This window comes from uncultured Intestinimonas sp. (assembly GCF_944387725.1).
GTDB lineage: Bacteria > Bacillota > Clostridia > Oscillospirales > Oscillospiraceae > Intestinimonas.
On sequence record NZ_CALXGA010000066.1, the window covers coordinates 1 to 12186 of the forward strand.

Annotated in this window: 13 protein-coding genes and 1 tRNA gene; all 14 read left to right on the forward strand. The window is 59.6% G+C overall.

The window, feature by feature from the left end; genetic code table 11:
* Positions 1-816, forward strand: an 816-nt coding sequence (locus Q0K09_RS08885; protein ID WP_294475428.1) for an FHIPEP family type III secretion protein, incomplete at its 5' end; no start/stop codon positions are given.
* Between the two features lie 69 nt (positions 817-885).
* A complete protein-coding gene (locus Q0K09_RS08890) occupies positions 886-1698 on the forward strand; it encodes a FliA/WhiG family RNA polymerase sigma factor (RefSeq protein ID WP_294475431.1) in 813 nt (270 codons plus the stop codon).
* A 24-nt stretch (positions 1699-1722) separates the two neighbouring features.
* Positions 1723-2478, forward strand: coding sequence for a flagellar hook-basal body protein (locus Q0K09_RS08895; protein WP_294475433.1), 756 nt, complete (start codon positions 1723-1725; stop codon positions 2476-2478).
* Positions 2479-2495: 17 nt separating this feature from the next.
* Positions 2496-3227, forward strand: a complete 732-nt coding sequence (locus Q0K09_RS08900; RefSeq protein WP_294475434.1) for a flagellar hook basal-body protein — start codon at positions 2496-2498, stop codon at positions 3225-3227.
* A gap of 13 nt (positions 3228-3240) precedes the next feature.
* The gene (locus Q0K09_RS08905) at positions 3241-3861 is read left to right on the forward strand and encodes a chemotaxis protein CheC (protein ID WP_294475437.1); all 621 of its coding nucleotides are present in this window, start codon (positions 3241-3243) and stop codon (positions 3859-3861) included.
* On the forward strand, positions 3854-4336 hold the full coding sequence (locus Q0K09_RS08910) for a chemotaxis protein CheD (protein WP_294475441.1): 483 nt from the start codon (positions 3854-3856) through the stop codon (positions 4334-4336). The genes Q0K09_RS08905 and Q0K09_RS08910 overlap by 8 nt, the downstream gene beginning before the upstream one ends.
* 41 nt (positions 4337-4377) lie before the next feature.
* Positions 4378-5322: a chemotaxis protein gene (locus tag Q0K09_RS08915; RefSeq protein WP_294475442.1), complete on the forward strand. Its 945-nt coding sequence runs from the start codon at positions 4378-4380 to the stop codon at positions 5320-5322.
* Positions 5319-6623, forward strand: a complete 1305-nt coding sequence (locus Q0K09_RS08920) for an HDOD domain-containing protein (RefSeq protein WP_294475445.1) — start codon at positions 5319-5321, stop codon at positions 6621-6623. The genes Q0K09_RS08915 and Q0K09_RS08920 overlap by 4 nt, the downstream gene beginning before the upstream one ends.
* A gap of 58 nt (positions 6624-6681) precedes the next feature.
* Positions 6682-9723 carry an EAL domain-containing protein gene (locus Q0K09_RS08925; protein WP_294475447.1) on the forward strand — a complete coding sequence of 1014 codons (3042 nt, stop codon included), beginning with the start codon at positions 6682-6684 and terminating at the stop codon, positions 9721-9723.
* 214 nt (positions 9724-9937) lie between these two features.
* Entirely contained in the window at positions 9938-10060 is a 123-nt protein-coding gene (locus Q0K09_RS08930) for a hypothetical protein (protein ID WP_294475450.1), read from the forward strand.
* 237 nt (positions 10061-10297) lie between these two features.
* On the forward strand, positions 10298-10492 hold the full coding sequence (locus Q0K09_RS10820) for a PilZ domain-containing protein (protein WP_365931959.1): 195 nt from the start codon (positions 10298-10300) through the stop codon (positions 10490-10492).
* A 278-nt stretch (positions 10493-10770) separates the two neighbouring features.
* Positions 10771-11214 (forward strand): stage V sporulation protein AC, encoded by a 444-nt coding sequence (spoVAC, locus tag Q0K09_RS08935; RefSeq protein WP_294475453.1) that lies wholly within the window; start codon positions 10771-10773, stop codon positions 11212-11214.
* A 613-nt stretch (positions 11215-11827) separates the two neighbouring features.
* A tRNA-Arg gene (locus tag Q0K09_RS08940) sits at positions 11828-11904 on the forward strand.
* 35 nt (positions 11905-11939) lie between these two features.
* On the forward strand, positions 11940-12186 hold a 247-nt coding region (locus Q0K09_RS08945), incomplete at its 3' end, for a hypothetical protein (RefSeq protein WP_294475455.1).

The following is a 12186-nucleotide window of genomic DNA, read 5'->3' on the forward strand; positions in this document are numbered from 1 at the left end:
ATTCTGGTGGACTACTACCTGGCCCTGGAGCCCGCCAACCCCGCCGGGGAGATCGACGGCATCGAGACGGTGGAGCCGGCCTACGGCATTCCCTCCCGGTGGATTCTTCCGGAGAACAAGGAGATGGCCGAAATTTACGGCTATACCGTCATCACTCCCCTGACGGTAATGCTCACCCACCTCTCGGAGACCATCAAAAAGCACGCCTGGGAGCTGCTTAACCGCTCCGAGACCATGCAGCTGGTGGAACACCTCAAGCAGACCGAGCCCGAGCTGGTGGCCGACGCCATTCCCAACGCCATTACCTACGCCAATCTGGAGAAGATTCTGAAAAGCCTCCTCCAGGAGGGCATCCCCATCAAGGACCTGGCCACCATTCTGGAGACGATCGTGGACGCCAGCGCCACCACCCACGACATCGACCTGATCACCGAACAGGTCCGCGGGGCCCTGAGCCGCACCATCACCCGCCGCTTCTGCGAAAACGGCCAGCTTCGGGTGGTGACCCTGGACGCCGAGGTGGAAAAGAAGGTCCTCTCGGCCCTGACCAAGAACGACCGGGGGGTCTACCTGGCCTTGAGCCCGGATGTCATGCAGCAGATCGTGGCCCAGCTGGGCGAGCTGCGAAAGAAGTTCAACGAGCTCTCGCAGACGCCCATCGTGCTCACCAGTCAGATCATCCGGGTCTATCTCAGCCGGATGCTCCACCAGTTCTACCCGGACATCTATGTCCTCTCCTTCAATGAGATCACCAGCAATGTTCAAATCCAGGCCATTGGCAACATTGTACTGGAAAAACAGGAGATGCGCGCCTGAGCCCCACAATGCGCCGGGCGCCGCGCCAACAACGGGCAGCCGAGATCGGACCGGAGGGAGGTCCTGCCGATGGAAGCGATAAAAGAGAAAACGCCGCCGAATGGCCGGACAGGGACCTTTTCTCAGACGGAGATCGGCCAGATGGGGAATAAGGCCCTGCTGGAGGCATACAGGGAGACGGGAGACCCAGAGCTGAAATGGGCGCTGGTGCTCCGGTTCACCGAGATGGTCCGCCGGGTCGCCGTCCAGGTCTGCGGCCTCTACAGCGGCTTTGCTCAGCTGGACGACATCATCAGCGAAGGCCTTCTGGTGCTGCTCAACGCAGTGGATAAGTTCGACCCCTCCAAGGATGTGAAGTTTGAGACCTACGTCTCCAAGCGCCTGCGGGGCATGGTCATTGACCTGGCCCGGCACCAGGACTGGCTGCCCCGCCAGGTGCGGCAGAAGTCCGTGAAGCTCAACCGGGCCGCAGAGGAGCTGGCCATTCAGCTGGGGCATACGCCCGACAGCCAGGAGATGGCCGACTTTCTGGGGGTCTCCAAGGAGGAGTACGCCTCCATGCTTTCGGAGACTGCCATGTCCGGCCTGCTCTCCTTTGAGTCCATGCTCACCTCGGGGCCCGGGCGGGGGCTGGCCGCGCCCGGTCAGGAGGACCAGCCGGAGGAGCTCTACGAGGAGCAGGAGCTCCATGAGGTCCTGCGGCAGGGGGTTGCCTCCCTGCGGGAAAAGGAGCGGCTGGTTTTGTCCCTCTATTACGAGAAGGAGCTGAATATGAAGGAGATCGCCCAGGTGCTGAACGTCAGCGCCCCCCGGGTCTCCCAAATCCACAGCCGGGCGATTCAGCACCTTCGGCTCTATATGAAGCAGTATTTGGAAGCGTGAACGAACAGAAAGGCGGCGTGTGTCATGACCAAGGGATTTTACAATCTGACCTCCGGGATGCTCTCTCAAAGCCGGCGCCTGGACGTAGTGGCCAACAACATGACCAACCTGTCCACCCCGGGCTACAAAAAGGAGACCTACACGGACAGCACCTTTGAGGAGGTGCTCTACAGCCTGGTGGGCAACAAGGACAAGACCGGCGCCCAGGTGATTGGGGAGCAGAGCTATGTCCTGGCCCCCAGCGAGTTCTATGTGGACTACAGCCAGGGGGGGCTGGAGGAGACCGGCCTGAATCTGGACTTTGCCATCGAGGGGGACGGCTTTTTCGCCATTCAGGCGGAGGCGGGCATTGAGTACACCCGGGGCGGCAGCTTCTCTCTGGACGAGGAGGGCTGCCTCTACCTGCCGGGACACGGGCGGGTGCTGGGGATGGACGAACAGCCCATCCAGCTCACCACTGACGCCATCCGGGCCGACAGCCAGGGGAACCTTTACACCCAGGACGGGGGCTACTACCTGGGGCAGATCGGGGTCTTCACCTTCGCGGACAACGCCCAGCTGGTGAAGGAGGCCAGCGGCCTCTTCGGCGCCAACGGCCAGGCCGCAGCGCCCACGGAGGGGCTGGTCCACTGGAAGTGGGTGGAGAGCGCCAACGTGGACATGGTGTCGGAGATGACCCAGATGATGACTGCCCAACGGGCCCTCCAGAGCGCCGCCCAGATCATTAAGCTTCACGATGAGCTATTGAACCGGGCCACCAGCGAAGTGGGCCGGATGTAAGAGAGGAGAGGTTTCGCGTGATCCAGGCATTTTATAACGCCGCTGTGGGCGCCCAGCAGCAGATGCTGCGGCTGAACGTCCAGGCCAACAACATTGCCAACGTCAACCATTACGGCTTTAGGGCGGAAAAGCCCGCCTTTGAGGCCCTGATGTACCGCAACATTGCCGGCGCAGACGGCGCGGAGCTCCCCAAGGGCGCCGGTACCCGGGTGGTGTCCACCGCAACCGACTTCTCCCAGGCCGCCCTGGAGGAGACCGGACGGGCCCAGGACTATGCCATCTTTGGCCTGGGCTTCTTCGCCCTCTTCGACCCCTCCACCCAGGAGATCTCCTTCACCCGGGACGGGTCCTTCTCTCCGGCCATGTTCCAGGAGCAGAACGAGGCGGGGGAGTTGGAGCATGTCTGGTACCTCTCCGACGGGGAGGGGCGGCAGGTCCTCAACACCGGCGGCTATCCCATCGTCATGACTGATTTTAACGCCGAGCAGCCGGTGGGGGTCTTTCTCATTCAGTACCAGGATGGATTGCAGCACCTGGACAGCGGCCGCTTCCTGGCCGGGGACAAGAACGGCGACGTGTGGATGGGCGGCGCCCAGGTCCTGCGGGGCTATCTGGAGACCTCCAACACCGACCTTGCCTATGAGATCAGCAAGGTGATCGAGGCCCAGCGGGCCTATAGCTACGCTCTGCGGATGGTCACCACGGCAGATGAGGTGGAGACCACCATCAACGGCCTCACCGGTGCCTGAGGGGGAGCGGCAGATGAAGAAATTTGAAGATTTCAACGTGCTGGAGCTGGATACCATCCGGGAGATCGGCAGCATTGGCACCGGCAACGCGGCCACGGCCCTGTCCGGGGTGCTGGGCTGCGAGGTCCGCATCACCATGCCGGAGGTGCGGATTATGGGCTACAACGAGGCCATTGACTGGATTGGCGGCCCGGAGATCATCACCGCCGGCGTGTTGGTCCGGCTGGATGGAGAGCTCAAGGGCATCATGCTCTCGGTCCAGCAGCTTGATTTCATCAATCTGGTGCTCTCGCGCACTGTGGGGCAGGTGGTGGAGGACTACAGCCAGCTCACCGATCTGGACCGCTCTGCCCTGGTTGAGGTGGGGAATATCATGATCTCCACCTTTATCAACGCCCTGTCGGGGCTGGCGGATCTCACCATCACCCTGACCGTTCCGGCCTTCGCTGTGGATATGCAGGGGGCGATCCTGGCGGTTCCCATGGCCGAATATGGGGGACAGTCCGACTATATCATGACCATTGGAGCCGACTTTATCTGTAACCAGAAGGCTGTGCCGTGTCACCTTCTGCTGTCTCCGGATATCGGGTCCCTGAATTTTTTGCTGAAGAAACTGGGGGTTCTGGATGGCTGACAAGCTGGTGGTGGGGATTGCGGATATGAAGATGGCCAGCCGGGAGGGAATGCTCATTACCTACGCCCTGGGCTCCTGCATCGGCATCTGCCTCTATGACCCGGTCCTCCGGCTGGCCGCCCTGGTCCATGTCATGCTCCCCCTGAACATGGAGACCGGGCGAAAGTCCCCCCTAAAGTATGCGGATTCCGGCATCCGGGAGACCTTGAAGCAGATGGAGGCCCGGGGGGCCAAGCGCAGCCGGATCACGGCCAAAATTGCCGGCGGCGCACGGATGTTTGATGTGCCCGGCAACGGCAGCCTGGGCAACATTGGCCAGCGCAACATTGAAAGCGTTCATATGACCCTGAAGCGGGAGGGGATCAAGCTCCTGAAGGAGGATGTAGGCGGAAGCGTGGCCCGGACCCTGCTCTTCGACGCGGCCACAGGCCAGGCCTGCGTCCGCAGCTATGGCAAACCAGAGCTGATCTTCTGAGCGCCCGGCAGAAATGGACTAGAAACGAGGGATCGACGAAAATGGAGTACAGCAACAGTGAGATTTTGTTGGAGACAGGGACCAATGAGATCGAGATCATGGAGTTCACCATTGACGGGAACTTGTTCGGCATCAATGTGGCTAAGGTGCGGGAGATCATGATGTCGGCCCCCGTCCGCCCCATGCCCCACTCCCATCCGGCGGTGGAGGGCATCTTCAAGCCCCGGGACATCGTCATCACGGTGGTGGATTTGCCCAAGTACCTCAGCGGGCAGGAGGAGGAGAAGCGTCCCAAGGACCTGTTCATCGTCACCAACTTCAACAAGATGCACATTGCCTTCCGGGTTCATACGGTAGTCGGCATCAGCCGCATTTCCTGGACCGACATCCAGAAGCCGGACAAGACCGTCTCCGGCGGGCCGGATGGCGTGGCCACCGGCATTGCCCAGTGCGGCAGCAATCTGGTGACTATCCTGGACTTTGAGAAGATCGTGGCGGAGATCGCCCCCCAGACCAGCATCCAGCTCAGCGAGGTGGAGGATCTGGGGCCCCGGGAGCGCAGCGACAAGCCCATCTGGGTGGCTGAGGACTCCATCCTGCTCTCTCAGATGATCCGCACTGCCCTGACCAAGGCGGGATACACCAACCTGAGTATGTTTGCCAACGGAGCGGAGCTCTGGGAGCAGCTTGAGACGCTGCGGGGGAGCGACAACCTCTGTGAACAGGCAGCCCTGATCATTACCGACCTGGAGATGCCTCAGATGGACGGACACCGGCTTACCAAGCTCATCAAGGATGACAGCTCCCTCAAGCAGATCCCGGTCATCATATTCTCCTCCCTCATTACGGAGGAGATGCGGCGCAAGGGCAAGGAGGTGGGCGCCGACGAGCAGCTCAGTAAGCCGGAGATCGGCCATCTCATCAGCGTCATTGACCAGCTTCTGGCCCGCGCCAGTATACAGAGGAAGGATGGAGGAAGGGTATGAGCAATAAATACATTGTGCGGCAGCCCATCAAGAACGCCGAGAACAAGATCATTGGCTATGAAATTCAGTACTACGGGGAAAATCAGGCCTTCAGCAGCGGGGATACCGTCACGACCACTGATTTTGCCGCCGCAGACACCATCTACAGCTTCCTGACGCAAAATACCGACAAGCTGCTGCGGGGGTCTCTGAATTTCATGACCTTCACCACTACGCTGTTGATGAAGCGTACCCCCCGGCTCTTTGACAAGGATGAGCTGGTGATCCAGATTGATGACAGCGTCATCATTCACCCTCTGGCGATGCGGATGGTTCAGCAGTATGCCAAGGATGGCTACAAGGTGGCAGTGAATGAGTTCCAGTTCGCTCCCCGGTATCTGGGCATTCTGGACGGCATTGACTACATTAAGCTCAACTTCCAGAGTACGCCGGACCTGACGCTGAAGAACATCATCGAGATTGCCCACAGCATGAAGAAGAAGTGCGTGGCCGTGGGCATCGACCGGGAGGACCTCTACCAGCGGGCCATTAAACTGGGTGTGGACGCCCTGGAGGGCACCTATGTGGCCGAGAAGCTCACCACCCGGGCCCACAGCAGCGGGTATCTCCAGAGCAACTTCTTCCGGCTGATGGTGGCGGTGACCCGGGACGAACCCGATGTGGAGGAGATCGAGCACATCATCTCCATCGACGCCACCCTCACCTACGGTCTGCTGAAAATGGCCAACTCCTGCTACTTCGCCATGCGGCACCGGGTTACCACCGTCCGCCAGGCCATTATGACCATGGGCCTCAACGAGCTCAAGCAGTGGGTCTACCTCCTCAGCGCCAGCAACGCGGAGAACCAGATGGAGGAGGGAGCCGAGGAGTTCCTGCGGCTGTCCTTCATGCGGGCCAGCTTCTGCAGCAGCCTGATGAACTATGCCAAGGATATGCCCATCTCCAAGCCGGAGGCCTACCTTATGGGGATGTTCTCTACCCTGAACTACCTCATCGACGCGCCTCTGGATGAAATATTGGAGCAGGTCCCCCTGCGCCAGGAGGCCAAGGAGGCCCTGATGCACCACACCGGGCGGTGCGGACAGCTCTATGATCTGGCCCTGTCCTATGAACGGGCGGACTGGGGCAAAATCGACGAGCTGGCCGAGGCGCTGGGCATTCCCACCAACCTGCTGACCAGCCTCTACTTCAACTGCATGGAGGAGGTCAACCGGGTCTGGAACGAGATGACCCAGCCGGAACCGGGACAGGTGGAGAATAAGACGGCGCCTCCGCTGGAGAAGCAGGAGGAGAACGCCTGACGATGCGGCTGCTGTCCGCCGGGCCATGAGTCGGACGCATTGAGAGGAGATGGCCGGCATGTCCTGTCCTTGGGAATTTTTTGAACATCTGGACCAGGTGGTCTATGTTGCAGATATGGAGACCTACGAGCTGGTCTTTTTGAACGCCTATGCGCGCAACGCCCTGGGGGTGGACACAGAGAGCTACAAGGGACAGATGTGCTACACAATTTTGCAGGGGCTGCCCCGCCCCTGCCCCTTCTGCACCAACTCCAAGCTGGAGGAAGGGAAATTTCTGTCCTGGCAGTACCGCAATCCGGTGCTGAACGGCGCCTTTCGGATTGAGGACACCATGGTTACTTATCATGGCAGGCGGTACCGGCTGGAGTTCGGGGACCCCCAAGAGGAGGCCAGGGACCCCAAGGCCGAGGGCTATAACGCCTATGTCCACTATGAGACCATGGTGAACGAGTGCCTGATGACCCTCCACTCCACTGCGGACCAGAACGAGGCGCTGAACCGTATGCTGGAGTATCTGGGGACCCACCTGGACTGTGAGGCTCTGATGCTCTATGAAAGCAGGCTGGACCCCTGGGTGATGATGACCTACGCCTGGACCAGGTCCGGCCAGGAGCTCTCCCGCCAGCCGCTCAAGATGGACTATGCGGAATATCTGAAGCAGTGGTACCTGAAAATGGCCCACAATGAGCCCATCCTCATCCGGGATGTGAAGGCGCTGTACGCAAGCAGTCCCGAGCTGTGCGAGTTTCTGGGAGACTCCAAGGTGGACCGGATGATCATTGTGCCCCTGCTGGAAAATCAGAAGCTGATCGGCTTTCTGCGGGCGGACGACCCAGAGCCCGGGCAGATGGAATTTGCGGCGGCCTTCTGCCGCATCCTCTCCTACTACATTCTCTCTGTACTGCGGCAGCGGGACCTGATCTGCGACCTGGAGCTCACCAGCCGGCACGACCAGCTCACCGGGGCCCTGAACCGGCACGCCCTGGACGAGGCCATGGGCCGTGGAAATCTCACAGTGGATACAGGGCTGATTTACTGCGATGTAGTGGGGCTGAAGGGAGTAAACGACCAGCTGGGGCACACCAGCGGCGACCGGCTGCTGCTTCAGGTCTACCATCTCCTGTGCGGGGTGTTCCAGCAGAAGCAGATCTATCGGATTGGCGGAGACGAGTTCCTGGTGCTGTGTCAGGATGAGAGCCAGGCTGCCTTCCAGAAGGGCGTGGACCAGCTGCAGAAGGAAGTCTTGAAAAAGGAGTGCCAGCTCTCCATCGGCAGTGCCTGGGCGCCGGCTGAGACGGTCAGCTTCCAGAGGCTGATGGAGCAGGCGGATGAGCGGATGTACGAGGACAAGAGGCGGCAATATGTGGAGAAGAGCCGGGAGGCGGCCAGCAGGGCCCAGAAGGGGGGAGAGGACTCCCGCCTACAGGCATTCCTGCGGAGCTACTATTTTGATATTGAGACTTTTTTCCAGTCGGCGGCCACGGCGGATGCCTCCCTCTACCTCTACTGCGGGGACCTGCAGAGGAACGTCTACTATATCTCTGACAATCTGCGGGATGATTTCGGCTTTCAGGACAACCTGGTCTATGATTTTGTGGAGCGCCTGGAGGCCCTGATTTATGAGCCGGACCGCGAGATCCACCGCATGGACATGGGGGAGATGTACGTGGATAAGCGGGAGAATCACTCCATCCGCTACCGCATTCACGATAAGCACGGCAATCTGGTGTGGATGCGCCGTCAGGGCATCATGAAGTGGAACGAGGACAGGACCCGGCGGGTGTTCTTCTCCGGCAGCATGATGAAGCTGAAGAACGAGGCGGAGATCGACTCCGTCACTGGGCTGATGCACATCTCCTATGCCATTCGAAAGCTGCCGGTATTCCACTCTTGGCGCGGAGAGATGACCCTGCTGTGCATCATCTGCCAGAACTTTTCCGACATCAACCGCACCTTTGGACGGGACACGGGGGATATGATTCTTCTGGAGGCCTCCGCCCAGCTGGAGCGGGAGCTGGAGGGGCGGATGCAGCTCTTCCGCATGGACGGCGCCCGATTCCTGGCCGTCACAGGGGAGGGGGAGGACACCCACGCCCTGGCCAGCGACATCCAGAGGGTTGTCAAAGGGGTCTACAAAAAGTATAGCATTGAGCTGCTCTATCCCTGTGCCATCGGAGTTCTGCGCAGCAGCGGCGGAGCCCAGGTGCCTCAGACGCTGGTTGACCGCGCCAGTATGGCCGCCCACATTGCCAAGGGCTATCCGGGGCTGGACTATTTGGAGTTCACCCCCCAGATGCTCAAGCCCTATCAGGACCGTTCCGACCTGAATCTGGCGTTGAACTACAGCGTGAAGCACGGGTTTGAGGGCTTTCGGATTGTGGTTCAGCCCCAGGTCCGAACCAAAGACAGCTATCTCTTCGGCGGTGAGGTGTTGCTGCGCTGGAAGCTGCAGGATCAGAACATCACGCCGGATAAATTTATTCCTGTGCTGGAGAATACGGGGCTGATCCTCCCGGTGGGGAAATGGGTGCTGGAGCAGGCCGTGAAGACGGTCAAGCGTATTCTGGAGCACCGGCCCGACTTTATCATCTCCGTGAATGTGAGCTATCTCCAGATCATGGACCAGACGCTGTTTGACACCATCCGGGATCTGCTGGACCAGTACGGAGTGCCTCCCTATAATCTGCTGTTGGAGCTCACGGAGACCCATTTTGACGAGATGCCGGATTATCTGGAGCGCTTTGTCCTCCGATGCCGGGGGATTGGGATTCGATTTGCTCTGGATGATTTCGGAAATGCCTACTCTTTTCTCCAACTCTTACTTCAGTATCCGGCGGACTTGGTGAAGCTGGACCGCTCTCTCATGCAGGAGATCACGGCCTCGGAGGAAAAGCAGAGCTTTATGCAGAGCATTGTCTACGCCTGCCACAAATTCGGCAAGCAGGTCTGTGTGGAGGGTGTGGAGACGGAGGAGGAGCTCGCCATTGTGCGGGAGATGAAGTGTGACTTTGTCCAGGGCTTCTACTTCTACCGCCCCACAGATCTGGAGGTGCTCTATCCCATGTTAGAGCAGGCCGATGGAGCGGACAAGGTGGAGTAAACGCCGGGAAGGAGGCGGAAGCGGCGATGGAACAGAACAGCGGAGGTTCCCCGTCGAATTGGGCAGGCGCCCTGTGCGAAGTCATGACCATGGAGAACGGGCTTCGCTTTGCGGGGACGGTGGGGGCCTATGATGCCGCCGCCGGCGAGAGCAGCGTGGAGCTCCGCAAGGGGGAGAGTACCCCCGGGGCATCATCTGCCGCACAGAGGTCAAGGTGCGCATCCACGCCCTCCGGGGACAGAGCGGCGTGGTGCTGATGTACGGCGCCGTCACCCGAAATACAGCGGACCTGTGGTGGATTGAGATAGACCGAACCATTGCCTGCCTGGAGCGGTGAGAGAGTTTCCGTCTGCCTCTGCGGGGACAGGCCCTAGGGCTTGTTTGAAACATGGCGATGTGTCCAGCAGCGAGGGATTTTGGGCCGCTGGCAAGGAATTTTTTCGCAGGAAACCTGGCGGATTGCAAGGAAAAATTGCGCCGTCCAGGGGGCAAAAAACCCGCCGGTTGGGCATGTTGACATGTTTCAAGCAAGCCCTAGTCTCGGGGGCCGGGCTGCGGGCTCCAAACCTGCGGGCTGGCGGACATCAGTCTGGCAGGGGCGGGGTTCCGCTGCCGGGAGAAATTGGAGGAGGGGGACCGCCTGCTCCTCAGCGTCCTCCAGCTGCTGGAGGACGGCCTGGAGTATACCTTCCGCTGCTTGGTGCAGCGGTTGGAGGGCGGGGAGAAGAAAGGCATCGCGATTACTACGGCTGCAGCTTCTACGACCTGAGGAGCGGCCAGGAGGACCGCCTCTGCCAGGACCTCTTTGCCTTGCAGTCCAGAGCCATCAGCCGGAAGGACCGGCGGCGCTGACGCCGGAACAAACCGAGTGGCGCCCCTCTCTGTACCTGAGTTTGTCAGGTGCGGAGCGGGGCGCCGCTGTGTTTTACTTGTGAATGCGCAGCCGATGGACAGGAATCCTGAATGGAATTGGAATGATCCGTCCAAACAGGGGCATACTAAGGCCGCAAACGCCGGGCGAAACAGCCCGAGGGAGGGATGACGGCCATGGATATGACCAACAGGGAGTACAACAACTATGTCAGCGGAAAGGAGAAGCCTTCGCCGATCTGGAAGAATATGGCCTGGGCCTTTGTGGTGGGGGGGCTGATCTGTACCCTGGGGCAGGGGCTGCTGAACTTCTATCAGGGGATGGGGCTCTCAGAGGATGACGCAGGGACGGCCGTCTCCATGACATTGATCTTCGCCGCCGCCCTGCTGACCGGGCTGGGCGTCTTCGACAGGCTGGCCAAACGGGCCGGAGCAGGTACCCTGGTGCCCATCACCGGCTTTGCCAACGCCATGGTTTCCCCGGCCCTGGAGTTCAAGAGCGAGGGCCTGGTCACCGGCACCGGGGCCAAGCTCTTCACTGTGGCGGGTCCGGTGCTGGTCTTTGGCATCAGCGCCTCCATTCTCTATGGGATTCTGCGGGTGCTCTTCTTCAGTGGGTGAGGACGGAAAATTTTATTTTTTCTCACAAAAAGTACTTGACATTTGCCGGAGGATGTTGTAGTATATAGACAGAAAGGATGAGGTGAGTCCCATGTACTAGAAGAACTCACGGAGCCCTTTGGCAAGCCCCTTCCGGGCGTCGAACCTAGGCGGCGTCCAACGCGTTGAAGCATCCGGCAGACCCCAGGAAGACGCAATGGCATAAGTTTCCCGGACACAGCTCACTGGAGTGAGAAGACACACGGCAAACCTCCCGCGAAGTATCGCAGATGACGGAACCGAATGTGTAAATTGTGGCACATGTGGCAACTGGACAGAGGTTTTCTTCAGGCATTTTGGATGATTTGGCGCGTTAAAAATTCGTAGAAAGTGTGAGGTAACGCAATTTGGTAGAGATTCAGGATCAGAAGTAGCCCCCCGGTCACAGTGGATGGCCGGGGGGTGGTGTTTTTACTCGCCGATATTGGGGCCTTTTGCTGTCCCTCTTTTTGGGAAATGCATATTTGGGAAATGCATATTTCTGTTGACGGCGAAAAATTATGCTTGCTTTTCGCTCCATTCTGTGGTAAGATAATTGAGCCGCCGGGAGTTTTGTCCCTGGCGGGTCGGAAATGCGGCTGTAGCTCAGCTGGATAGAGTGACTGGCTACGAACCAGTAGGTCGGGGGTTCGAATCCCTTCAGCCGTACCAAAATAAAAGGACATCCGAGAGGATGTCCTTTTATTTTGGGTTTCGCCGCCCATAGGTCGGCTCCACCCTTTGATTTAAAATGCTCGGGCGAAATGAATTCGCCCTGCGCCGAGGTTTTGCCTGCGGCAAAACGCTCGTACGGCGCAAAAGCGCCGCCGGCCAGAAGGCCGGTCGGCTGGTTCGCCTATACCTTTCCGAAACTTCAAAATATCGATTTTGACCGTCCCTTCCACGTCGGAGCAAAGTCCGCTTTGCTCCGACGTCTTTTTATGCCTGCGGCAA